At 52.6% G+C, this 24,911-nt stretch carries 20 protein-coding genes and 1 riboswitch; of the genes, 11 read left to right on the top strand and 9 right to left on the bottom strand.

The features are described 5' to 3' along the window. The first annotated feature begins 88 nt into the window (after positions 1-88). Together OIN60_RS04305 and gntK are read left to right on the top strand one after the other, a co-directional pair. A complete protein-coding gene (locus tag OIN60_RS04305; protein ID WP_305753640.1) occupies positions 89-1,450 on the top strand; it encodes a GntP family permease in 1,362 nt (453 codons plus the stop codon). A gap of 44 nt (positions 1,451-1,494) precedes the next feature. After that, positions 1,495-3,042 (top strand): gluconokinase, encoded by a 1,548-nt coding sequence (gntK, locus tag OIN60_RS04310; protein WP_305753641.1) that lies wholly within the window; start codon positions 1,495-1,497, stop codon positions 3,040-3,042. A gap of 392 nt (positions 3,043-3,434) precedes the next feature. On the opposite strand, the gene OIN60_RS04315 is transcribed toward gntK, so the two are convergent. The 3 genes from OIN60_RS04315 to OIN60_RS04325 all read right to left on the bottom strand — a co-directional run bounded on the left by OIN60_RS04315 (position 3,435) and on the right by OIN60_RS04325 (position 5,316). Continuing rightward, positions 3,435-3,605 carry a hypothetical protein gene (locus tag OIN60_RS04315; protein ID WP_305753642.1) on the bottom strand — a complete coding sequence of 57 codons (171 nt, stop codon included), beginning with the start codon at positions 3,603-3,605 and terminating at the stop codon, positions 3,435-3,437. 158 nt (positions 3,606-3,763) lie between these two features. Beyond that, positions 3,764-4,582 carry a serine/threonine protein kinase gene (locus OIN60_RS04320; protein WP_370872373.1) on the bottom strand — a complete coding sequence of 273 codons (819 nt, stop codon included), beginning with the start codon at positions 4,580-4,582 and terminating at the stop codon, positions 3,764-3,766. 83 nt (positions 4,583-4,665) lie between these two features. Next, the gene (locus OIN60_RS04325) at positions 4,666-5,316 is read right to left on the bottom strand and encodes a MerR family transcriptional regulator (RefSeq protein ID WP_305753644.1); all 651 of its coding nucleotides are present in this window, start codon (positions 5,314-5,316) and stop codon (positions 4,666-4,668) included. A 325-nt stretch (positions 5,317-5,641) separates the two neighbouring features. On the opposite strand from OIN60_RS04325, the gene OIN60_RS04330 reads away from it, so the two are divergent. Beyond that, positions 5,642-6,595, top strand: coding sequence for an L-lactate dehydrogenase (locus OIN60_RS04330; RefSeq protein WP_305753645.1), 954 nt, complete (start codon positions 5,642-5,644; stop codon positions 6,593-6,595). Between the two features lie 84 nt (positions 6,596-6,679). Continuing rightward, the gene (locus tag OIN60_RS04335) at positions 6,680-8,431 is read left to right on the top strand and encodes an alpha-glycosidase (protein ID WP_305753646.1); all 1,752 of its coding nucleotides are present in this window, start codon (positions 6,680-6,682) and stop codon (positions 8,429-8,431) included. 2 nt (positions 8,432-8,433) lie between these two features. Here OIN60_RS04335 and OIN60_RS04340 read toward each other — a convergent pair whose 3' ends face one another. Together OIN60_RS04340 and OIN60_RS04345 are read right to left on the bottom strand one after the other, a co-directional pair. After that, on the bottom strand, positions 8,434-9,573 hold the full coding sequence (locus OIN60_RS04340; protein ID WP_305753647.1) for a response regulator: 1,140 nt from the start codon (positions 9,571-9,573) through the stop codon (positions 8,434-8,436). A 36-nt stretch (positions 9,574-9,609) separates the two neighbouring features. Then, positions 9,610-12,687 carry a hybrid sensor histidine kinase/response regulator gene (locus OIN60_RS04345; protein ID WP_305753648.1) on the bottom strand — a complete coding sequence of 1,026 codons (3,078 nt, stop codon included), beginning with the start codon at positions 12,685-12,687 and terminating at the stop codon, positions 9,610-9,612. 127 nt (positions 12,688-12,814) lie between these two features. On the opposite strand from OIN60_RS04345, the gene pdaA reads away from it, so the two are divergent. Both pdaA and OIN60_RS04355 read left to right on the top strand, forming a co-directional pair. Then, positions 12,815-13,612 (top strand): delta-lactam-biosynthetic de-N-acetylase, encoded by a 798-nt coding sequence (pdaA, locus tag OIN60_RS04350; RefSeq protein ID WP_370872374.1) that lies wholly within the window; start codon positions 12,815-12,817, stop codon positions 13,610-13,612. 110 nt (positions 13,613-13,722) lie between these two features. Then, positions 13,723-14,331, top strand: a complete 609-nt coding sequence (locus tag OIN60_RS04355; RefSeq protein WP_305753649.1) for a hypothetical protein — start codon at positions 13,723-13,725, stop codon at positions 14,329-14,331. A 57-nt stretch (positions 14,332-14,388) separates the two neighbouring features. Here the strand turns inward: OIN60_RS04355 and OIN60_RS04360 are convergent, their stop codons facing one another. Together OIN60_RS04360 and OIN60_RS04365 are read right to left on the bottom strand one after the other, a co-directional pair. Continuing rightward, positions 14,389-15,429 (bottom strand): EAL domain-containing protein, encoded by a 1,041-nt coding sequence (locus tag OIN60_RS04360; protein ID WP_305753650.1) that lies wholly within the window; start codon positions 15,427-15,429, stop codon positions 14,389-14,391. Positions 15,430-15,681: 252 nt separating this feature from the next. Next, positions 15,682-17,904: a bifunctional 2',3'-cyclic-nucleotide 2'-phosphodiesterase/3'-nucleotidase gene (locus OIN60_RS04365; RefSeq protein WP_305753651.1), complete on the bottom strand. Its 2,223-nt coding sequence runs from the start codon at positions 17,902-17,904 to the stop codon at positions 15,682-15,684. 346 nt (positions 17,905-18,250) lie between these two features. Beyond that, positions 18,251-18,361, top strand: a riboswitch (TPP riboswitch). A gap of 135 nt (positions 18,362-18,496) precedes the next feature. On the opposite strand from OIN60_RS04365, the gene OIN60_RS04370 reads away from it, so the two are divergent. The 5 genes from OIN60_RS04370 to OIN60_RS04390 are packed head-to-tail and all read left to right on the top strand — an operon-like array spanning position 18,497 to position 22,300. Next, positions 18,497-19,531: an ABC transporter substrate-binding protein gene (locus tag OIN60_RS04370; RefSeq protein ID WP_305753652.1), complete on the top strand. Its 1,035-nt coding sequence runs from the start codon at positions 18,497-18,499 to the stop codon at positions 19,529-19,531. Positions 19,532-19,556: 25 nt separating this feature from the next. Continuing rightward, positions 19,557-19,850: a thiamine-binding protein gene (locus tag OIN60_RS04375; protein ID WP_305753653.1), complete on the top strand. Its 294-nt coding sequence runs from the start codon at positions 19,557-19,559 to the stop codon at positions 19,848-19,850. Continuing rightward, positions 19,847-20,623: an ABC transporter permease gene (locus tag OIN60_RS04380; protein ID WP_305753654.1), complete on the top strand. Its 777-nt coding sequence runs from the start codon at positions 19,847-19,849 to the stop codon at positions 20,621-20,623. The genes OIN60_RS04375 and OIN60_RS04380 overlap by 4 nt, the downstream gene beginning before the upstream one ends. Before the next feature lie 58 nt (positions 20,624-20,681). Next, positions 20,682-21,509 carry an ABC transporter ATP-binding protein gene (locus OIN60_RS04385; protein ID WP_305753655.1) on the top strand — a complete coding sequence of 276 codons (828 nt, stop codon included), beginning with the start codon at positions 20,682-20,684 and terminating at the stop codon, positions 21,507-21,509. Beyond that, the gene (locus tag OIN60_RS04390) at positions 21,506-22,300 is read left to right on the top strand and encodes a TatD family hydrolase (protein WP_305753656.1); all 795 of its coding nucleotides are present in this window, start codon (positions 21,506-21,508) and stop codon (positions 22,298-22,300) included. The genes OIN60_RS04385 and OIN60_RS04390 overlap by 4 nt, the downstream gene beginning before the upstream one ends. Positions 22,301-22,334: 34 nt before the next feature. Here the strand turns inward: OIN60_RS04390 and OIN60_RS04395 are convergent, their stop codons facing one another. Both OIN60_RS04395 and OIN60_RS04400 read right to left on the bottom strand, forming a co-directional pair. Further along, positions 22,335-23,594, bottom strand: coding sequence for an aKG-HExxH-type peptide beta-hydroxylase (locus tag OIN60_RS04395; protein ID WP_305753657.1), 1,260 nt, complete (start codon positions 23,592-23,594; stop codon positions 22,335-22,337). 1 nt (position 23,595) lies between these two features. Beyond that, positions 23,596-24,900 (bottom strand): MFS transporter, encoded by a 1,305-nt coding sequence (locus tag OIN60_RS04400; RefSeq protein WP_305753658.1) that lies wholly within the window; start codon positions 24,898-24,900, stop codon positions 23,596-23,598. Positions 24,901-24,911 lie beyond the last annotated feature (11 nt).

Genomic DNA, 24,911 nt, shown 5'->3' on the forward strand with positions numbered 1-24,911 from the left:
ATGAAACACGTTTCCGTTTTCGGAAATGTTTTCATTACCTGAAGTTGTCGACAAGTATACAATTTAAACTTTTAAGGGAGGCTTCACCATGCAATCTCTTCTCGGGCTCAGTCATAATGCCAGTTTATTGTCCTGGGCATTGATCACGATTGTTCTGCTGATTGTGCTTATCGCTAAATTCAAATGGAATCCGTTTATTTCTCTGCTGCTGGCTGCGATCTTCCTCGGATTGATGAATGGCATGCCGGCACACGAGGTGATCACCTCTGTAACGAAAGGTCTTGGCGGAACGCTTGGTTCTATCGCCATCGTTATCGGGCTCGGTACGATGCTTGGTAAAATGATGGCCGAATCTGGCGGCGCGGAACGCATAGCCACCACGCTCATCGATCGCTTTGGCGAGAAACGCGTGCACTGGGCCATGCTCGTTGTTGCCTTTATCGTCGGTATTCCTGTGTTCTTCGAAGTGGGCATCATCCTGTTGATTCCTATTCTCTTCACCGTCGCACGTAAAATGAATATATCATTGATCAAAATTGGGATTCCGATGCTTGCCGGCCTGTCCACTGTACACGGCCTGCTTCCCCCACATCCGGCACCTATGATTGCGATCGAATCCTTCCAGGCTGACATCGGACGGACGATCCTGTATGCGCTGATTGTCGGCATTCCAACCGCTATTATTGCCGGCCCTGTATTTGGCAGTTGGATCAGCAAGAGGGTACATGTCACACCCAAGCCCGAATTAGTCGATCAGTTCACTAACAAAAGCGAGCGCGCCCTTCCCGGGATCGGCATCACTTTGTTTACGATCCTGCTGCCGGTCATCCTGATGCTCAGCGGCTCCATCGCCGCGATCGCCGATCCGGGGAAAACAAGCGGACTGACCGTATTCTTCGAGTTTACCGGGGATGAGGTCATTGCACTGCTGATTGCGGCCGTCTTCGCCTTGTTCTCGCTGGGTTATGCCAGAGGCTTCAACAAGGATGACCTTGCCCGCTTCACCAGTGAAAGTCTTGCGCCTACCGCGTCCATCATTCTGATTATCGGTGCAGGCGGTGCCTTCAAAACGGTCCTGATCGACAGCGGTGTCGGCAAGGCCATCGCCGAAATGGCAACAGGTGCGAATGTGAATGTCATTGTGTTCGCTTTTCTGGTTGCTGCGCTGATTCGTGTCGCCACAGGCTCAGCCACGGTCGCCATGACGACCGCCGCCGGGATCGTCGCGCCGGTGCTTGCGTTGACTCCAGGCGCGAACGTGGAGCTGGTGGTGCTTGCTACCGGTGCAGGCTCGCTGATTCTGTCCCATGTCAACGACGCCGGCTTCTGGATGATCAAGGAATTTTTCAATATGACGGTACCGCAAACACTTAAAACATGGACCGTCATGGAAACCATTCTTTCGGTCGTTGCTTTCGTTTTGATTCTGCTGCTGAGTGTGGTAGTTTAACTAGAGTAAAACACACAGTTACGGAAGCTGAGAGGAGTGTCACAATGGCAAATATCAATCATATGATCGGTGTGGATATTGGAACGACCAGCACCAAGGCGGTACTATTTGAGGAGAACGGCGCCATCAAGGCGGAGCATAATGTCGGTTATCCTCTTCATACCCCGGTCCCGGCTGCCGCAGAACAGGACCCGGATGAAATTTTCAAGGCGGTCATCACAACCATTCGCGAGGTGATGGTCAAGAGCGGCATACCGCCGCAATCCGTCCTGTTTGTTTCCTTCAGCTCAGCTATGCACAGTGTGCTAGCCGTTGATGAAGGCGGCACGCCGTTGACGGCCTGCATTACATGGGCCGATAACCGCAGCGCCCGTTGGACTGAGGTTCTGAAGAAGGAGCTTAATGGACACGCGATCTATCAGCGCACCGGGACGCCGGTTCACCCTATGTCGCCGCTGACCAAGCTGATGTGGATTACCCGTGATTTGCCCGAAATTGCGTCCAAAACCTATAAGTACATTTCCATGAAGGAATATGTGTTTGCCCAATTATTCCAGGAATACGTTGTGGATCACTCCATCGCCTCAGCCACAGGCCTGCTGAATCTGGAAAAGCTGGATTGGGACGAAGAGGCCCTCTCGGTGGCGGGTGTCACCAGCAAGCAGCTCTCATCCCTGGTACCGACGACACATGTCATGGAGGGTCTGAATCCGGTCTACGCCAAGGAGATGGGCCTGCCCGAAACGACACCGTTTGTCGTTGGAGCCAGTGACGGCGTATTGTCCAACCTGGGCGTCAACGCCATTAAGCCCGGGGTCGTAGCTGTGACCATCGGAACAAGCGGAGCCATCCGCACCGTCGTTGACAAGCCGGTCACCGATCCGAAGGGACGTTTCTTTTGTTATGCCCTGACCGAGGATCAATGGGTAATTGGCGGCCCCGTCAATAACGGGGGCATTATTTTCCGTTGGATCCGGGACGAATTTGCCGCGTCTGAGGTGGAAACCGCCAAGCGGCTCGGACTTGATCCCTACCACGTGTTGACTCAGATTGCGGAGCAGGTGCCTCCAGGCTCGGATGGCCTTTTGTTCCATCCTTACCTGTCTGGCGAACGTGCGCCGCTGTGGGACCCGAACGCACGGGGCTCCTTCTTCGGTCTGACCCTGAGGCATAAAAAGGAGCACATGATCCGTTCCGCCCTGGAAGGCGTACTGTTCAACCTGTACACTGTCATGCTCGCCATGGAGGAAGTCATTGACAGACCTTCTGTCATCCATGCTACCGGCGGCTTTGCCCGCTCCGAGCTGTGGCGGCAGTTGATGGCGGATATTTTCGATCAGGAAGTGATCATTCCCGAGAGTCTGGAAAGCTCCTGTCTTGGTGCCGTCATCCTCGGCCTGTATGCGCAGAAGCGGATCGATTCCCTTGATGCGGTCGGAAGCATGATTGGGACGACGCACCGTCACGTGCCGGAAAGAAAGCATGTTGAAATATACCGCGAGCTCCTGCCCATCTACATCCGGATTTCACGAAAATTTGAGGAAGAGTTCAGAGAGCTTGCCAATTTCCAAACCAAAATATTCGAAAAATAATGCAACCGTTCTTGTCTCCATACGTAATCTTAGAAAAGACAGTTTCCATGCAGATCATGGACTCTACCAAGGAGGACAAGACGATGCTTAAGAAAATATTGAACCGCCTGCTGCATTCCACTTCCCATTCTTCTCATTCTTCCCACCGGCGTCATTCTAGCAGCTCGCACGGGAAACATTATAAACGCCACTCAAGCAGCGATCACCGTGGGATGCACCGAGGTGGCCATGTCGGAAGGCTCTCTTCATCCGATCTGAAATACGGACACAGCCGTCACGGACATGGTTATTACAAGAACAGACACCGCAGCTTTTCGAGCTCCTGAGTCTGAGCATCTGTACACAGAAAGAACAGGCCGAGATTCACACGGCCTGTTCTTTTCTTCGTTTGGTTAGTAGTGCAATAATGTACGGGAGATAATGACCAGCAGAATGAACAAAACCAGAATCGCTCCGATCGATGTCATTCCGCCGTATCCTCCGAAACCACACCCGGATCCGCATCCCGGTGTATATCCTTGATCATATCCAACGCCTGCATATCCGGCACCTTTGATTTTCATTTTGTGACTACACCCCTTCTGCTGATGTCTCAGCTAGTCTTTACTACAGAATCATCTTATGTAGACGATCGTGCCGGGGTTATGGACAATATCCTATTTTTTTCAATTTCGTTGAGCACCTTATTCTCCGGGTAGAGCCGCTGCCCCGTAACCTTCACTCATTGGAGCAATCGGGACAGCCGTCTAAGATCCTGAAGGGCTACCGCCGAATCCTCATATCTGGGTCCGATCTGCAGCAAACGCTCCAGGAAATGGCGGGTTTGCGGGTGCAGTCGCAGCTCCTCCTGCCATTCGGCAGGTTCCTGGCCAGGAGCCGGATTGTAAGAGGAATACAGCATAAACAGCATGAAATGCCCGATATCATACAGATCGCTGTACATTTGTGCATCCCGCCGCTGCGGATCACGCGCATGCATCATGGAGCCAGGAAACACCTCCTGCGAGTCCTCCCCGATACCGAGAGCCAGTCCAAAATCGATCAGCCATGGCTCCCCGGCCCGCTGAATCACATTCGGAATGCGGATATCCATATGCACGAAGCCCTGCTCATGAACATAACGAACCCGCTCCAGCAGCTTCAGAGTGTATAGGATGCATTCCGTTTCCGTGAACCTTTGTTCCTGCTCAAAAATCAAATCTTCGAGTGTACTTCCCTCTATATATTCAGATACCATATATACCTTGTTCCGCCCCGGCGCGATCCACTCGATATACTGGGGAATGCAGCGGTGATGCATCTGCTGCAGAATATCCGCTTCCCGCTGCAGCAGCTTGACGGCACGCGCACGTTTACTAGGCTTGGCCTGTTTAACGGCTGCGCTCTTGCCGCTCTCTGTATCCGTACACAGATAGGTGAGTCCGTAACTGCCGATTCCGAGAAGCCTGACCACCTTATACCTGCCGCCGATCATCTCGCCAGGCTGATGCGGATAGTCCATCCAGGCTTCACGTACTCTGCGTAAATAAGCCAGCAACACCCTTCCTCCTTGGACAGACAGGCCTCTCGTGCCCGTCTTCACAACCCATTATATCACGGGCAGGTGCACGCAGGGGCACACGTTCACGCCTCTCTGCTTCTCCGCGGAAGAAGCCCGAAAATGCTGAACAGCGGGCTACGGGCCTTCTTCTTGCGTCCCTGATAGCTGCGGAGATTCGTAATGAGCTGTCTGTCCCTTTCCTCCTCCGTTTTCTCCTTGATCCAGCGCCGCTGTTCTTCAAGCTGGGCGGACAGGTCGCTATGCGTCTCAAGCAGCTTCTCCTGCCGCTCCTCCAATTCGGCAATACGGCGGTGGAGCTCCTCCCACTGTAAAGGAGCGTCTATCTGCTCCTGACCCGAGGCTGCCGCAACAGGAGAATAATCCTCTTCACTGGACAGATCGATATGCTGCAGCATAGGAGCTGCCGTGACCTCTTCCACCAGCGCCATGAGATCACGCGCCGCCTCCTCCGGCAAAGGCAGCGTTTCCTGCTTGTGTCCAAGCTCTGTCAAAACAACCTCAACCGCTTCCGACATCGTCATATTATTTTCCCGCAGCATGGACTTCAGAGAGCGAAAGCATTCAATATCCTGTTCCCTATATACTCTGGATTGGTTGACTGCGCGTTCGAAGCCGTAACCCTTCTCCTCCAAAGCCGCGGCATATTTCCTTAGCGTGCTGGCACCAACCCCCAATACTTTAGCAATTTCCGTTGTAGCTCCAGTTTCCTGCATACGCCATACCTCCTATAATTTAAATTAAACATGGCGACATTTCAGCATGACGGTCGCACTGCCCTGAGGGCTTGCCCCGTCCCAGTTCACTTATCTATACCAATTCGTCGGTTATACATAAAACTCCTTTGGCGCATTTATTCTATTATTGCGGATTACTAAGAGCTTTTGTCGGGACAGAATTCGACCTTGAAGGTGCTTGTTTCGACACATATTTTCCGGACTATTCACATCTAGACGCAACATGTTATGGTATATCACGTAAAAGTCCGCCAAAGCATAATTTAATGTATCACTTGTACGGGTCGGAATAGGGGGAGTAACAATGGGAGCAAAGTCGAGAAAAGTTGCGGTGGTAGGGGCCGGGATGGTCGGTTCAGGCTGTGCCTACTCCATGGTCAATCAATCGATCTGCGATGAAATCATGATCATCGACCGGACCTATGACCGTGCGCTGGCGCAAGCGCTCGATCTGTCGCATTGCATGGATTTTACGCATACACGGACAAAGGTATATCCAGGCACCTACGCGGATTGCAGCCAAATGGATGTCATTATAATCACTGCCGGAGCCAATCCCAAGCCGGGGGAGACCCGCCTCAGCGTACTGGATGCGTCCGCTTCCATTACCCGTGACATCGTCAGCTCCATCATGGCCTCAGGGTTTGACGGTATATTTGTCATCGCCGCCAACCCGGTCGATATCGTGACCTATCTGGTCAGAGAGATCTCAGGCCTGTCCCGCTCCAAGGTGATCGGCACAGGGACATCTATCGATTCTTCGAGATTGAAGACCTTGCTGTCTGAGGTGTTCAGTGTGGATCCGCGCAGTGTTCATGGTTATGCGCTTGGCGAGCATGGTGAATCCCAGTTTGTCGCCTGGTCTCATGTTACCATCGGCGGCAAACCTTTGCTCCACATCCTGCGCCACCACCGTGAACGCTTCAGTCATGTTGACCTGGACGATATCGCCCATAAAACAAAGAACGCAGGCTGGGAAATTTTTACCCGCAAAGGCTTCACCCAGTTCGGCATCGGCAATGCTTTGGCTTATATTACCCGCAGCATCTTGAACAATGACGGCAAAATTATAGCTGTATCTGCCGTGCTTGAAGGCGAATACGGCCACCGGAATGTATGCGTGGGAGTTCCAGCGATTATAGGCAGCGGGGGGATCCAGGAAGTCGTCGAGCTGGAATTAACGCCTGAAGAGCATGATAAATTCGACCATTCATGCCAGATTATTGCAGACAACATTAGAACTATTACAACCGTTTGATACTCTTTGAATGTAAAATCATATTCCTGTTTAAAAGTATAAAGAGCCGGAACACTAACCTTACCTTTGAAGGAGGAATGGATCATGCTGCTTGAAGCCGTATATCACCATCCGAAACGAAACTGGGCCTTCGGTTACGACAATGAGACCATTTATTTACGTCTGCGTGCCAAGAAGAACGACCTCACCGCCGTCAGCGCCCTGACCGGAGACAAATATGACTGGGAGCGGACCCGCGAGGTTATTCCCATGTACAAGCTGGCCAGCGACAGCAGGTTTGACTATTACGAATGCAAGGTCAGGCCCCGTTACCGCCGTTTGCGTTACGGCTTCATGCTGGAGGATGGGAACGAGCGCATCTGGATGAATGAAAATGACTTTGTAACAGAGGAGCCAAAAAAACCTGACCAGATGTTTCAGTATCCTTTTCTGAACCCAATTGATATTTTAATGCCGCCCGCTTGGGTTAAGGATGCTGTATTTTATCAGATTTTTCCGGAGCGCTTCGCCAACGGGGACCCGTCAAACGATCCTAAGGGAGTAGAGCCGTGGGGGGGAGAACCGCGCAGGGATAATTTTTTTGGGGGAGATCTGCAGGGTGTCATCGATCACCTGGACTATCTGCATGAGCTTGGCATTACCGGGATTTACTTTACGCCTGTGTTCCTGGCGACCACCAATCATAAATACGACACAGAGGATTATATGAAGGTTGATCCCCATTTCGGGGATATGAATACACTGAAAAGGCTGGTCAAGGAGTGCCATAACCGTGGAATAAGCGTGCTGTTCGATGCGGTCTTCAATCATTCGGGACGCACCTTCGCCCCTTTTGTGGACCTGCTGAAAAATGGAGAAAAGTCGAAATATAAAGACTGGTTCCACGTGCACCGCTTTCCGCCGGAGGTGGTGGATGGCGTGCCTACATACGACACCTTTTCATTTGAGCCCATGATGCCAAAGCTGAACACCGAGCACCCTGAAGTTATAAAGTACCTGCTGGGCGCGGCAGAATACTGGACACGTGAAATCGGCATCGACGGCTGGCGGTTGGATGTCGCGGATGAGGTGGATCATGCCTTCTGGCGTGAATTCCGGAAGACGGTCAAGACAGCGAATCCGGAGGCCTATATTCTCGGCGAAATGTGGAACGAATCTTCCGAATGGCTGCAGGGCGACCAGTTCGATGCGACTATGAACTACCCTTTCACTTACGCGGTAAATGACTTTTTTGTCAAACAGGAGCTGGATGCGGAAGGCTTCGCTTTCCGTATCGGCAATCAGCTTGCACGCTATCCCAAGCAGGCCACGGAAGTGGCGTTCAACCTGCTGGACAGCCACGACACCCCCCGTATTCTGACGCTCGCAGGAGGAGATAAGCGGAAAATGCGCCTCGCTGCTGTCTTTCAATTCACCTACATTGGCACCCCATGCATTTATTACGGGGATGAAATCGGGCTGGAGGGAGGGCCGGACCCAGGCTGCCGGAAATGCATGGAATGGGATGAAACAAAGCAGGACCGCGAATTGTTTCACTTTTACCAAGAGTTGATCAAGCTGCGCCGGGCCCACCCTGCCCTGAGAGCAGAGGGCACCATAACCTTTCTTTCAGCCGAGCCTGACGGCTCAGTCATCGCTTATGAACGACGCGGCACCGACGAGGTTCTCGTGATGCTGATGAACAGGAGCGCCGAGACGTCTCACCTCTCCTGCCCTGTTCGTGAATCGGACTGGCAGATCCTGTTGGGAGAGTGCACCTGGACACATGCGGGGGATGTACTGAAGGCCGAGCTTCCGGCCTACGGGTATGCTGTACTGCGCTCCCATTTAAGGTAGCCCTATCCCTTGTACATGATCAGCCGTTCAAATAGCTGCTGGGTAGAGGACTCCGGACTGATGTCCAGATCGTCTTTCAGCAGCTTTTTAAAACTGCCGTAATGCTCCTCGGCCGCTTTGTAATCCCCCATGCGGGCATACACCTCCAGCAACTGGCAGCAGACCTCTTCCGAATAGGGCTCCTTGTGCTGCAGAGCCAGCAGCCGCTCGGCGGCCTGCCGGGTACGATCGGCATACATCTCATCTGCCGCGGCATCCATCACGCCTTTCATGTACTTCCGGCGCAGCTTCTCCCTTTTGGAATAAGCCCAGGGATAATCATGCTCTTCCAAGTAGTTGCCGCGGTACAAGCCAAGCACCTGATCCAGACGGGCTGCTTCAGGCCGCCCAGATGCATAAATGTCCGTCATGCTCCGTTCAAATTCTTCCACATCGGTCGTCCAGCCGCCACGGGTAAGCCGGTACCTGTCCAGACTGAATTCCAGCTTGGTTCCGCATGTCCACTCCTTCATCGCCTTACGGATTTGATACACGGAGGTGTGTAAATGAACAACAGCCTTTTCAGGCGTATAACGGGGCCATAGCTCATTCAGCAGCTCCTGCTTGCCGATCCATTCCCGGCCATTGTGCAGCAGATAGGCAAACAGCTCCTGGGATTTTAGTGTCCTCCATTTAAAATGTCTTCTACCTGTTTCCCCCATAATACTGTCCGTAATCTCCAGCTTTTGAAAGCAGAGCACATTAGGCTCCTTAACGGGAGCCGGCTCTCTGATCGCTTTGGTCCCCCCGGCAACCCGGTCGATCGTCTTAGATAATCTTTGCGGGTGCACCGGCTTTAACAAATAATCCAGTGCCTGCAGCTCAAACGCTTCAATGGCATATTCCGAATAAGCAGTCACGAACACCACATGAATGTCGATATCCAGTTGTTGAATGATTTCAGCTGCTTCCAGTCCGTTGATTTCAGGCATACCGATATCCAGAAATATGATATCCGTCCGTTCGGATGCCAAATATTCCAATGCCGCCGTGGCAGAATTGAACATCCCCGTCATCTCGACGCGCCCATCCGCGCGCAGCAGCCTTTCCAATTGAATCAAAGCTGATCTCTCATCGTCTACCAGAATGGCCTGCATCATCATAATACCCCCTACCTTAGGTCCAATTAGATAAGACAATCAAACGCTTGGCTTATGCAGTAAGCGGGCAGGAGCGTTGTAAGGCACCAAAAAGCCCACCACCGTCCCTTCTCCGGGCTCACTGCTAATCTGCAGGCCGCTTCCGTAGAGGGAAATCAGTCTACGGTGGATATTCCGCAATCCTACACTGGGCGACTCCCCGCTGCCGGACAAGATTTGCTCTGCTTTGTCGCATGGCATCCCTACGCCGTCATCTTCCACGACGACAAGTATGCCTGTTTGTCGCGGACGGATAGAAATCTTTAGGTGTCCGCCACTCGCGCGCTGCATGATCCCGTGACGTATGGCGTTCTCCACGATGGGCTGAATAGATAGCGGTGGAATCAGCACATTGACCTGCTCCTCAATATCGAATTCGACCTGAAGTCGCTCCTCAAAGCGTGCGCGTTCCAATGACAAGTAAGACCGTACGAGCTCCAATTCCTTATGCAGTGGAACGGTCTGATCGCGATTGTGGAAATCAAAGCTGCTGCGCAAATACTGGCTGAGCTCCATCAGCAATTCTATAGCCCTGTCCGAATTCTCCGCACATTCGGAAATAATCACATTCAGCGCATTGTACAGAAAATGAGGCTTGATCTGCGCCTGCAGAAAGGCCATCTCCGAACGGATCGCCTCCTGGGTCGAATCCCTTAAATGAATCAGAGTACGCACTCGCGCACGCAGTTCTTCGGCATCCACTGGTTTGCGCAGAAAATCATTCGCCTCCGCCTGCAGGCCCGCATGAATATCACCCGGCAGATTACGAGCGGTAAGCAGGAGCACAGGCAGCTCCGCCAATGAGAACCTTTTCCGGATTTCCCGGCACAAATCAAGCCCCGACACGCCCGGCATCATCCAATCCGTAATCACCAGATCGATATGCTCTCTGCCGTTGATGTGGTTCAGCGCAGTACGGGCATCATGAACGGCAATGACCCTGCATTCTTCCGATGCCAGCAGACTTGCCAATACATGCAGATTCACACTGTCATCGTCAACAGCCAGGATCGTGTACTTACTTTTTTTGTCGGAAGCGGGAGAGCTTCGTTCGTCGTCCCTCCCTTCAAACAGCACCTCCTGCCTCTCCCTGTTCATTGCAGAAATGGTAACCGCATGATCTCCGGCGACCGGAAGTGTGAAGGTAAACACCGAGCCTGTCCCGATCTGTGACTCTACCCAGATTCGTCCACCATGCAGCTCAACCAGCCGCTTCGTCACGCTTAATCCGAGTCCGGTTCCGCTGGCCGTCATGTTCTCCAGATCATCCCCCCGCTTGAAGGAGTCGAAAATCGTGTCATGAAGCTCAGGCGCAATGCCAATTCCTGTATCCTCCACCTTGATTTCAACGTCTCCGCCTTGAACAACAGCAGACACCCGGATCTCCCCGCGCTCGGTAAACTTGATCGCATTGCCCAATAAATTGTACAGCACCTGCATCAGCCTGTCCCCATCAGCCATCACGTAAGGCAAATAATCGGGCAGTCTGGTCACGAAACGAACATCCTTAGCGCCGACAGTATGCTCCAGCACTTCCAGTACAGATTGCACCGCTGCCTTCAGGTTCGCGGGAGCGGGGTGAATGACGAGCCGTCCGTTCTTCAAATTAGAGAAATCAAGAATATCATTAATCAGGAAAGACAGGCGTCGCCCGACAGACACGATCAGCTCCATATTACGCAACTGTGCTTCATGATCCAGTCCATCCTTCCGGTCGATCATGCCCTGCGCAATATTGATCATGCCATGCAATGGGGTACGGAGCTCATGTGAGGTATTCGCCAAAAATTCATCCTTCATGCCATCCAGCGTGAGAAGCCGCTTCGACAGCAGTTCAACCTCCTGAAAGGTTACAGCGAATCGTTTGGCCAGCAGCACAGCCTGGGAAAAAATAAAGATCAGCGTTTCAAGGGGAACAATTCCCCGAATATCGGTCAGCCCCAGCAAATAAGCAATGCATAGAATGACCACCATCATAACGCTCAAAATGCCCAATGCCATTAATGAGTTATCCCGCTTGCTTTTACCAAATCCTTTCAGCAGGACGAATACCACATAGCATACCCAGGAAGCAAGATAGATCAGCAGCACCGGCTCGGCACGGGACAACACGACCGTCGGCATCAGGGGAATCAGAACAGTCCATACCACTGTCGCCGCCGTCGAAAGCCTGAGTAACTGCGGATGGACGATTCCGAAAGAATAGGCATTGACATAACGGACCAAAAAGAAAAAAGCGAGCAAGGATGACAACCACTGGGTTTTGACAACCCATTCGTAGTGCATTCCAGGAATCACCGCCATCATCTTTTCTCCCTGACTCAACACATAGAGCAGTGCTGCAAAGCAGAAGCAACCCATATAAAACAGTGCGGGCTCACTCCTGCGTAATCTATAGAGCAGCAAGAAGAATACGGCAGGAATACAGAAGCCTACAGCCAGTACCAGGTCTGTAGCCAGGCTAATGTCCCGCATGTTGCGGATGGAGGCATAATCACCAAACACAACCGGTTTGACGATTCCACCGGAATAATAATTGTAATTGGATACATGAATCATCACTTCAACAGTCGATCCGCTCACCCTAAAATACCCGTTGTAGGGCTTGTTGCCCGGATCAGACAATCTCCCATCCTCGCTTGGATTTCCAATACCTGCAACTTGAGCTCCGTTTATATAAATACTGCTTGCCGTCCGGATATTCAGCGTGCGTATGCCAAAGAGATCTTTATCCTGCTCCGGTGTCCGGATCAGCAGACGGTAGGTTCCATATCCCGTGCCGCTGTTCTCAGGCATATGCGGATTCCAGATATCCGGGACATGCACATAGCCGTGCGGGTGTTGTTGGCCGTCCGCCTTCCAGGATTGGGGATTTAAAAATTGGCCAGGATAAAACTCCCAGTCACCGTTAAGTCTTACAGCTCCGTTGTTCTGAAAGTCCCAGTCGCTCAAATCCAGGACACCTTGGCGGGCAAGGTAGCGCTCCGAATTCGTATGAGCACTTGTGAACAGATAATAAACGGGAAAAACTACAGTTAATAAAAAAAAACCTGACAGGATAATCCACTTTTTTTTCATTTGCCTCACCTGCGTTCATTATAACGTTTATTCCTATCCTTTCACATAATTCATCCAATACCTGAAAATGCTAACGGAGAAGGAACTGCAGTAGGCTCCGAAATTTTGGATATTAGGGGGATATAGAATGCCGCGTTTATGGAAGCAGATTTTGTGTATTACCCTTGCTTTTACGATTGCATCTGCCGTTTCAGGAGCCACACTCGTTATGGCCTCCTCTGCCCAACCGTATCATTTTGGATTTAAAAAGAGTAAAAATGGAGAACTGCCATCCATTGCCCAGGAAGGCTTCATGAACATTCTGCAGAAGAACGGATCGATCTTCCTCGGGGACGCAGGGCAAAAAGAGCTGTATCTGACCTTTGATAATGGCTACGAGAACGGGTACACGGCGAAAGTGCTTGATGTACTGAAGGCCAAGAAGGTCCCGGCAGCCTTTTTCGTGACCGGGCATTTTGTACGTGATCAGCCCGAACTGCTGCGCCGCATGAATGACGAAGGCCATATTATCGGCAACCATTCCTGGAGCCATCCCGATATGACGTCGCTGACGCCCGAGCAAATCCGCACGGAGCTGGACAAGGTGCGTGAAGCTAGCGCCCGTATAACCGGACAGCAGAAGATGAGCTTTGTAAGACCGCCACGCGGTATATTCAGCAGCCGGGTGCTGGAGACCTGCAAGCAACTCGGCTATACCAATGTGTTCTGGTCCGCCGCTTACCGTGACTGGGAGACGGACAGGCAGCAGGGAGCCGGATACGCCTACCAGCAGGTCATGTCACAGCTCCATCCGGGAGCCGTGATCCTGCTGCATTCCGTGTCCAAAGACAACGCCGAAGCCCTCTCCTCCATCATTGATGATGCGCGTAAGCAAGGTTATACCTTCAAAAGTCTGGATGAATTAAAGGTTAAAATGTATCGTTAGATTTCATGCAGCTCGAAGCAAAGACGGCCCTGTTACGGATAACAAACTTTCCAAATAAATGTAACAACCTGCGGTTCCGTTCCGTCTGGAAGGAAAAGGGGGTTGATCTTATGAGTAAAGCCTGGCGGAAATTACTACCGACGCTGCTGGGAGCAGCCATTGTATTCAGTATGCTGCTGGGAGTCAAGCCATCCGTCATGTATGCATGCTCCTGCGTCGAGCCGCCGTCTCCGTCCGAAGCCCAGGCACAGAGCGCGGTGGTATTCAGTGGAGAAGCGGTATCGCTCCAGCAAAAGATGTCTGACATCATGTCTTCGGCCGATCCGGTCCGGGTCAGCTTTCAAGTGGATCGCGTATGGAAGGGCAGCGTTGGGAATATCGCTACTGTTACTACCGCTGCGTCATCCGATAGCTGCGGATATGAGTTCGCGGAGGGCAGAGATTATCTTGTGTATGCCCGCTATGCCCCAGACTCCGGGGAGCTCCATACGATCTTGTGCGATCGTACGGCTCTTGTATCCGAGGCTGCGGCAGACCTACGAGAGCTTGGCCCACCATCAGCACCCGCTGTACGACAGAACGCATCCTCCACATTGCCAGGAGCTCCTCCGCCATTGGGCCCTGACAGCTCGGCCGTACACTGGGCTGTTTCCGGGTTGATCACCGTCGTCTCTTTATCAGCTATTCTTCTGTACAGGTGGAGAAATCCACGCAATTGACGGATCATTGGCCTGTGAACCTGCCTGTTCCATATTGGAATTGCAGTTCACAGGCCTTCAACGTAATGCCCGATGCCAGCAGACAGGCCTTTCATCAGGCTTGCCGAACAAATAACCTTGGGCGAGCGAGACGCCTGCTTCCCGGCAAAATTCGAAATCCTCGCGCTGTTCGATGCCTTCAGCAAGCACCCGGCCTGCAAAACGACGGGCCGATTCGACAATCTGGCTGATTTGCCGCTGCTTATCCGCATCCTGATGACAGCCGTCGATAATACCACGGTCAATTTTGACGTAATCGGGCTGCAATCTGTTCATGACCTCAAGCGTCGAATAACCTGCTCCAAGATCATCCAGTGCAACAGACATGCCCCGGCTGCGGTATTGTTCGAAAATTTGCTGAATCGCTCTCATATCGTCAATCTGCTCCGTCTCCACCACTTCAAATACGAAGTCCTGCGGATTCAGTGACAGACGGTCAATCGCTTCGAACGTAAGGTCCAGGCAATATTGAGGATCATTAATCGAGGAGGGCAAAAAATTAATGAATCTCTTAATGCCATTCGGCAACCAGCGTGCGCTGGCCTCAATGGCCGAAATCCGGGCTTCATTATCCAAAAAAGAAAGCAGTCCGGTCTTGCGTGCGACTTCAAATAACTGAAAAGGCTGAAAGACCCTCACACCAGACAGCGGCCGCAGCAAAAATTCATATCCGATCACCTTGGTGTCTAGGTCCACAATAGGCTGCATATAACTTGTAAAGCAGCGCTGCATCATCAGATGCACCATATCACTGTGCTCAATTCTGGACTTTAATATGTGCGGCGGAATCCATGAATCGTCCATCTCCATGTCCTCTAAGCCGGACAATTGCACAAGCACGCCACCAAGCACGTCTGTGCTTGCCGCTACTAGCAACTTAAGTATTTCAAGCACATCTTCCCTGCCCGAATAGCCCAATTGCAGTGTATGATCCTCCAAAACTTCAATTTGGCTCATATAAGAACTGAGCGCTTCTGCAAGTGTTTGGACAGCCGGGCGGATTCTGAGTAACCCTTGATCTTCGAGAGGCAATGTACCGCTGCGGCTGCTGCAATTCATCTAACAATCCCCCCGGAACAATTTTCCTATGATCGTTTTATTATAGCATGCCAAATAGAGCAAAAGAACTAGTGGATTGGATGAATTCGCCAAAATTCGAGCAATATTCAACCTCCTTTCATTTCTTCTATCAATTATATATGTATTAAATTCAATTTATATCCATTCATTTTGATCTATTGAAACTATTTTTCGTATTGTTCGACAAAAAAACCGACACATGGTGCCGGCTTCCTTTAAGTCGAGCATAGGTTATGGAATTTGAATCGTTTGGCCGATTTGCAGACGATGAACATTCTGGATTCCGTTCAGTTCCGCTATTTCCTCCCAGCTTACTCCGAACTTCAAAGCGATTCGGTACAGGTTGTCTCCCTTTTGAATGGTATAAGACGACCCGGATGATGATACTGGCGGTTTCGCAGGAGAAGGCTTGACCGGTGAACCCGTTTCCGGTGTCACTGGTGTTGTCGGCTTCACTGGAGCTGCAGGCTCTGCCGTTTCTCCGGCAGCTTCCGCCGACAGCAGTTTGTATTTAGCGAAGCCATTCTCTCCGGCTCCTGTGTAAGTGATGCTTGAAGCTTGGGCAGTCAAAGATTGAGCGGCTGGCGAGGAGACGAACGTCACTTCCGCATCCCCGAAAGGTGCGATCGACCAGTTGCCGTCAGCCGACGGGTTAATGCTGCCATTTTCGTTAATATAATCGATGATAACCTGACGGTTCTCATCCGGCGCCGCCATGATGATCCGCTGCCCGTCCGGGTTAGCCAGCTTGGATGAAGAAGCACGGTAGTTGTTCGTCGCAACGATGAACTCCTGTTCAGGATCAATCGGCTTGCCGTCATATTGCAGATTTTTGATCCGGTTCGCGGAAGCATTCACTACGCTGCCCTTGCCGTCATACTTGACGGGCTCGGTAACATCAATTTGGTAAGTTACTCCATCCATCACATCAAAGTTATAGGTTGGGAAATCGTTATTGATCAACTGCTGTTCACCGCTCTGTCCTGGTTGAATCTGATTAAATTGCCCGGCTGACCATTCCAGCCACTCCTTCACCTCGGCTCCTGTAACTCTCACAGCATATACCGTGTTCGGATAGACATAGAGATCGGCCACATTCTTGATGGCAATCGTTCCTGCCGGAATGTTCGTGTAATAAGAGGCGCCGGAACGTCCCCCTGCTTTGAAAGGTGCTCCTGCCGACAATACCGGCAAGCCTTCATACTCGGTGCCCGCAAGCTTCTTCTCCACATACCATTTCTGCGCATTCGTTACGATCTGAATGGAAGGGTCATCCTGAACAAGCGCAAAAAAGCTGTTGATCGGTGCAGTGGTTGTACCGACCGGTCCACGTACATACTCCAGCGTTTGGGCATGCTCTTCGTAAACGGCTTCTACTACTGCAGGGTCCGGCTCTGCCAAAGACGCCTTATTGGTTTTGTCATAGATTGGGCGGGCCGCAGATTGCGAATCCGCAACAGTCCACTTGCCGTCCTTCAGTTCCAACTCAAGGTCAACTACACCAAGATTGTCCCCCCAATAACCAGATTCAACGGAAGGAAGTCCGTTAATCGTTCCTGCTTCCACATCGACCCCTGCCATCCCTTCAAAAGCAGCACTCGGGAACACTTTATGGGCATGTCCGAACAAGATTGAATCAATGCCGTCCACTTCACTCAAATATTTGACCGCGTTCTCCATATTTGGAGTCTGTGGGGTATCCTCATATCCGCTGTGCACCAGCGCAACCACGATATCAGCGCCATCCGCCTTCATTTGCGGAACAAATTTTTCGGCTGTTGCCACGATATCCTTGGCAACGACCTTGCCACTCAGATGGGCTTCATCCCATAGATTAATCTGCGGAGGCAGCAGGCCGATCACCCCTACTCTAAGCGTATGCTCCGTTCCATCCTCATCCACGACTTTTTTATCGATAATCCGGTATGGAGTGAAATAGTTCTTGTCGTTGCTTTCATCCTCATCGCCGTCATCTGTATATACGTTGGCGTTAATATAAGGGAACTCGGCACCTTTCAACGTCTTCTGCAGAAAATCCAGCCCGTAATTGAATTCGTGATTACCCAGTGTAGCAGCATCATAATCCAGCAGATTCATCGCTTTGTATACCGGATGGACTTCCCCATCCTGGAGCGGATCGATTTTGGCTACATAGTCTCCAAGCGGATTGCCTTGAATCAGATCGCCGCTGTCAAACAGCATGCTGTTCTCGGCCTCCGCTCGCGCCTGCTTGATCAGCGTGGCTGTCTTGGCGAGTCCATACTCGTCCGTCGGCTTGTCCGTATAATAGTCATAGTTCACCAAGTTCACATGCAGGTCGGTCGTTTGCATAATACGCAGCTTGACAGTAGCGTTGTCTTCAGCGGCCCAGGTCGGTACGGCTGGCAACGCAAGCACGTTAAACGCAACAACGGCGGCTGCAAGGCCTTTCATTCCTTTTTTTCTAAATTTCAAAATTAACCCCTCCCGGTCTATGTATAAAATAATCAAAGCGATTTCCATGTCTGTAACATCCCTTGTAAACCTTGTCACAAAAATCGCTTTTATTGATACTTATTCTAATCGAACCACGGTCAAATGAATAGAGTTTTTATAGTGAAAATCCACTCTTATGTTAGTTTACATAACACATTGTAAAAAAATCAGGCCGATGTGCCGGGACCCGTTTCACATCCCCCTCTGGACACTCTGCCCGTGAAGGCATATAATCAACGTTAGTTCATACTATTGAGCCCGCAAAATCTTCAAAACAATGCGGATGCTTTCAAACCGGCAGTTTAAGGTCTTGAGGCTCCTTCATACAACTTGCCAGGGGTGCTGGAATCGGCCGGCTGAGATTGTGTCCCTAGACACTGACCCTTACAACCTGATCTGGGTAATGCCAGCGTAGGAATCGCTACAGAGTGACATGCCATTTAGAGCATCGTCATCCTTCCTTTGGTGTATTACAAGCGTCCCGGATAACGGGGCGCTTTTTTTTGCAGGATCACGGCAGATGATAAGCATTGCAGGGAGAGTACGGGTAATAAGAAGGAGAGAAGAAAGTATGTTTTCTTTGCAAAAATGGAGCCTTGGAGCGGTATGCACCCTGCTCCTGATCCTGACAGCCTGCGGCGGACAGACGCCCGCTTCACAGGGTTCGAACACTGCAGGCAGTACGGATTCAGGAAAGCTGAAAGACGTGAAGGTGGTTCTCGACTGGACTCCTAATACCAACCACACCGGATTGTATGTAGCCAAAGACCAGGGATATTATGAAGAAGCCGGTCTGAACGTGGAGATTGTACAGCCCGGAGAAGGCGGTGCAGATCAGATGGTCGCCTCCAATGCCGTTCCGTTCGGCATCAGCTATCAGGAAAGTGTGACCCAGGCTCGTACACAAGGCGTTCCGCTCGTATCCATTGCGGCCGTGATTCAGCATAATACGTCCGGCTTCGCCGCTCCGGTAGACCGCGGCATCAAGTCACCCAAGGATTTTGAAGGCAAAAAATACGGCGGCTGGGGCTCCCCGGTCGAGGAGGCTGTCATGAAATCCATCATGGAGCTGGATGGCGGGGATGTCAGCAAGGTAGAAAACATCAACATGGGCGATGCGGATTTCTTCACTGCGGTCAAGCGGGATATCGATTTCGCCTGGATCTTCTACGCATGGACAGGAATTGAAGCCGAGCTGCGCGGAGAGCAGCTTGATATGCTGTACGTCAAGGATTATTCCCAGAGTCTGGACTATTACACACCAGTCATCGTCACGAACGAACAGACCATGAACAACGACCCTGAGCTCGTCAAAGCCTTCATGAGCGCAACGGCCAAAGGTTACCAATATGCGATTGACCAGCCGGAGAAGGCTGCGGAGATTTTGTCGAAGGCGGTTCCTGAGCTGGACAAAGAGCTTGTGCTGGCCAGCCAGAAATGGCTGAGTCCGCGCTATCAGGACGATGCGGCGCAGTGGGGCGTCCAGAAAACGGAGGTATGGAAAAATTATTCAGACTGGATGTATGAGCGCAAGCTGCTCGACAAACCCCTGGAGGTTGAGAAAGCCTTCACGAATGATTTCCTGCCGCAGAACGGCGAATCTTAATCTGATCCCGAAAGGAGACGGTTGTATGGCTAACACATTGTTGAGTATACAAGTGATTCCCAAAACGCTTGGTGGCGAGGACAGCATCCCTTACGTCGACAAAGCGATTGAGGTGATTCAGCGCTCGGGCGTCAAGCATCAGGTCAATCCGCTGGAGACGACGATGGAGGGCGACCTGGATGAGCTGCTGAATATCGTCAGGGACATGCACACAGCACTAACCGAGGCTGGCATTCCAAGCGTGATTTCACAGATCAAGATTGCCCACAATCCGAATGGCATCAGCATGGATAAGCTGACCGAGAAGTACCGTCCATGAATACGAAGGAGAGCATCTATTCCGTGTTCAAAAACGTGTGGCCGCCCGTTGTGGCGGTCCTCTTCTTTTTGGCGGTATGGCAGGCGGCGGCGGTCTTCCTGCATATTGAGCCATGGATGCTGCCAAGTCCGGCCAACATTGCCGCCGAGGCGGCCGCCCAATCGGCACTGCTGGCGGATCATGCCTGGACTACGGTCAAGCTCACGCTGAGTGGATTTGCGATCGGGACTACTGTCGGGCTGCTGCTGGCCGTGCTGCTGCACCTGGTCCCTTTCCTGAGGCGTGCGCTGTATCCGCTGCTGATTCTGAGTCAGAACATTCCAACCATTGCGCTCGGACCACTACTGATGATCTGGTTTGGCTTTGGCCTGCTGCCCAAGCTCATGGTGATTACCCTCGTCTGTTTCTTTCCGGTCGTCGTTGCCGCCCTGGACGGGCTGGCACAGACAGACCGGCTGATGATGAACTATATGCAAATGTCTGGCGCAAGCCAGATGCGCATCTTCCGCAAGCTTGAGCTGCCGCATGCGCTGCCCTCTCTGTTCTCAGGCATGAAAATTGCGGCCACCTACAGCGTAATGGGGGCGATTGTAGCTGAATGGCTCGGGGCAAGCAAGGGGATCGGCTACTACATGCTGCTGCAAAAATCGGCCTATCGCACGGACCGCGTATTTGCGGCGATTGCCCTTATTGTTGCGCTCAGCTTGATCATGTTCCTGATCATTGCGCTCGTTGAGAGATGGCTGATCAGATGGCGGCCGGAACAAAAATAAGAGCTTTACATTAGCCTTGGCAGTTAGATGCCAGCCCGGAGAAAGGAAGTGTGAAAGGATGAGCTTGAATACCGGAGAAGAAGCGGCCCTAAAGGCCGAGCAGGTGAGCATCACTTTCCAGGATCGAAAGAAACGGCTCCCCGTGCTCCAGGACATTTCCCTGGCCGTGGGACAGGGGGAATTCGTCTCGCTGCTTGGCCCTTCCGGCAGCGGCAAGAGCACACTGTTCCATCTGATCGGTGGACTGCTGACCCCGGCTCAGGGGCGTATTTATATGAACGGCGAGGATGTAACAGGGATGCGTGGGCGGATTAGCTACATGCCGCAGCAGCCCGCCCTGTTCCCGTGGCTGACAACGCTGGACAACGTCCTGCTCGGGCAGGAGAATGCACCCGGCTCGGGCACAGGCCCCCGTCGTGAAGCGCGGACGGAAGCCCGCCACTGGCTGGATGAGGTCGGGCTCGGGAAATTCGCCGACGCCTATCCGCATATGCTGTCCGGGGGAATGCAGCAGCGTGCCGCCTTCCTGCGGGCTATGCTGAGCCCGCAGGAGCTTATGCTGCTCGACGAGCCGTTCAGCGCCCTGGATGAGCTCACTCGGTCGGATATGCAGCAATGGCTGCTGCATATGTGGGAGCGCAACCGCCGCTCCGTCCTGTTCATTACCCATAGCATTGAGGAAGCACTATTGCTGTCAGACCGCATCTATGTGCTGTCCGCAAGGCCTGCTTCAATACTGCAGGTGGTAGACGTGCCTTTTGCAAGACCGAGACGCGAGGAAATCACCACGGACAAGGAGTTTGTGGAATTGAAACGTGAATTAAGCCGCTGGATGCGGGAGGAAAAAGCGAAGAAAAGTGCCGTTTGGGGCGGTGATTCCGCATGAGCCTTCCCCCATTAATCGACGCCCATATTCATCTGGACAGCTATTCCGCAGAGGAGCAAGAAGCCCTCTTGTTCACCTTGGCCGGAAGCGGCGTAGAAGCAGTCATTTCCGTCTCCATGAATCTGCGGTCCTGCGAGGCCAACTTGCGTCTGTCCTCCGAACAGCCTGGAACGATCTTTCCGGCGTTTGGTTATCATCCCGAGCAGCCCCTGCCCGGCGCTGCCGAGCTGGAGCAGCTTTTCCGCTGGATGGAGCATCATGCGGACCGGATGATCGCGGTGGGGGAAGTCGGACTGCCTTATTACTCCGCCCAGGAAGCCGCACTCAAGGGAGCTCCCTTTGACCGGGACGGCTACATTGAGCTTCTGGAACGGTTCATTCTATTCGCCAAGCGGTACGACAAGCCGATCGTGCTGCACGCCGTATATGAGGACGCCGACATTGCATGCAGGCTGCTGGAGCGCCATCATGTCACGCGGGCGCATTTCCATTGGTTTAAGGGAAGCCCTGCGACGATAGAGCGAATGGCACAAAACGGATACTATATCTCATTCACACCGGACCTGCTGTACGAACCCGACATTCGGGCACTGGCGGAAATCTACCCTTTGTCTCAAGTGATGGCCGAAACGGACGGACCTTGGCCCTTCGAAGGCCGCTTTGCCGAGCAGACGACCCATCCGCGCATGACGTCCGATGTCATCCAGGCCTACTGCAGTATTCATGGCATGACGGGAACGGAAGGCAGACAGCTCTTCCGTGACAATACACGGCGCTTTTACAAGCTGTAATTTGATGGCCAAGTTGTACCCGCTTTTACTCAGCTCAACCTGCAGCGATCTCTCCTTCCGGCGAACTCGTAGGGTTGGATGCGGCAGCGGCGCTTACCAGCCTGTCATACTGCTCCGACAGCTCGGAGAAGAGCTGTTCGCCGAAGGCGGTCCAGCGGGCATGCTGGCTCAGAATGTCCAGTGCCTGCCCGATCTGGGCCAGCACCCGCTGCCTTCTGCTCGAGATGTCGGCATGCGGGACGGCGGCTTCAACAAGCTCATACCACAGCCCGATACGCACGAACACAAAAAGGCCGTGCAAAACTCCCTTGAGCGGCCGTAAATCCTCCCGCCAAGGTGAAGGGTACCGCTCATCCGGGCCGTTCAGCAGCAAATCATCCAATTCAAACAACTGGTCCAGCCGGGCATGGCCGAATTCATGGATCAGATTCTCGGTCGTCCACATCAGATCGCTGCGGTGAGACATGAAAATAGCTCCCTGGAACAAGTTGTGGGTAAGTGCCCCGATCTCCTGGGTATCCAGAAGATACACCGTCCGCACATGCGCAGACGCCTCCCGGTACATCTGCGGCCAGACCGTCTTGATCAGATCCATCGCCTTCTCGTAATACCATATATCCGCCAGTGGCACGGAACGGATTGCCGGAAACGACGGCTTCTCCTTGCCGTAGGATTGTATGATCTCCGGCAGCTCCCGCTCCAGAAAGACTTCAACGAGCGGATCGGAGCCCCCGAATTGAATACCGCCATGCTCGTAGAAGCCAAGCCGCCTAAGGATAGAAGCATCGGTCTTCTTTTCACCGGTCAGCTCGGAGAATCCGACCTCACACCGCCGTTCTCCTGCGGCTATCCATACCGTGTCGCCTGTCTTGGCGAATGTGACCCGCATATGCTTGGCCTCCACGCCGAGATCCACGGCTGTAGCGCAGCCGGGAAAATACACGACGCCCTCCGCATCGGTCCGCAGCACCGCTGCATCCGGCCCATCCTCATGCCTCCATAAAGGGATGAGGACCAGACGCGCAAACTCCTCCAGCAACCGCTCACTGACTGGCTTCTCAGGAATCCCCCCTTGAAAGGCAGGAAATAACCGGGTATCCATCCAGTTCACCAGTACGGGATGCAAAAGCATACGGTAATGCTCCTCGCGCAGCATGCTGTCCCAGCGCAGCAGGCCCGCATCCTGTTCCGCACAAGCCTGCAGATGATGCTTCAGCTTTTCCATCCGCCGCTTCACCATCAGGGTGTACACGAAATCGTTCTTCATTTCGGACGGCTGTACAAACTTAAACATGCTACATAACCTCCTTGGTTGCGGCCCCTGCTTCCGCAGCAGCCGGATGATGCACCGACGCATCCGAATCCTTGCGTATGGCCGGGTTCATGACCAACAGCACGATAACCATAATCCCGAAGATCCCCATAACACCGAAAAAGCTGCGCACAGGAATCCACGACAGCAGCATGCCCGTAAGCATCATCGCGAGCGGACGTGAGCCCTCTGTCATGACTCTCATCATGCCGGCCGCGCGACCCAGTACAGGACGAGGCACCTTAAGCATAAACAGCGTCTGCAGCGTCACATTGGCCAGCGGGCTGCCCAGGCCGGCCGCGAACACAAACAACGCTTCCCATACCAGCCCCCGAATCCAGAACAGCATACCGAGACCGGCCATCAGCAGGCCGAGGCCGGTGGACATGGTAACGATATAAGGCCACCTTCTCACGAATCCCGTTACGAGCGCGCCTGCGGCAATACCGATAAAGAAGGAAATTTCCAGCACTGCGAGCTCGGAAGCGTTACCGACCATAAGCGGAAACAACAGCGCGGTAGGCGAGAGCATAAAGTTGATCAGCATAATGTATATGATCAGATTCCGCAGCAGAGGCTGCGTCATAATCGTGTCCAGCCCTTCCTTGAAATCAGCGGCCAGACTGGCAAAATTCATGCTCGCTTCCCTCCGCTCCGTCATGCGAGCGTCCCGTACCAGCATCAGCAGCAGACAGGATATAAAAAACGTGGCCGCGTTAAAACCAAAGGCATAGACCGTTCCAATGGTTAAAAGCCATGCCCCGAGAGCAGGAGCCGTCAGCCCTACCACAGTCTGTACCAGTTGGGCCACGCTTTGGGCCTGGAACATATAGGGCTCGGGCACGATATTCCGGACGGTTACCGCTCTGGCCGGTCCAAAGAATGCCGTGAAGGACGACAGCAGCAGCGCGGCCGCGATGAGCTGATAGGGCAGCAGTACACCGGTGATCCACAGCAAGATCACCATTGCGATAATAATCCCGCGTATAATGTCACAGCAGATCAATATTTTCCGCTTGCTGCTACGGTCCACAATGACACCGGCAAACATACCCAGTACAATGAGCGGCAGCGTCTCAGCAACGAGAAGCGCCGACATCCACAAGGCACTTCCCGTGAGGAGCTTCATCAGCCAGATCAGCGCAATCGCATAGACGCCGTCCCCGATCACTGATATCGTCTGAGACATCAGCAGCAGCCGATAATTACGGATGGCAAATAACGCTCTGTAGGAGGCTCTGTTTCCGGTATCAGGTGCATTTTCCTGCCGAGATTCCTGGGAATTCATCCCCGTCCTCC

The sequence above is a fragment of the Paenibacillus zeirhizosphaerae genome (assembly GCF_030705605.1).
Taxonomy (GTDB): domain Bacteria; phylum Bacillota; class Bacilli; order Paenibacillales; family Paenibacillaceae; genus Paenibacillus; species Paenibacillus zeirhizosphaerae.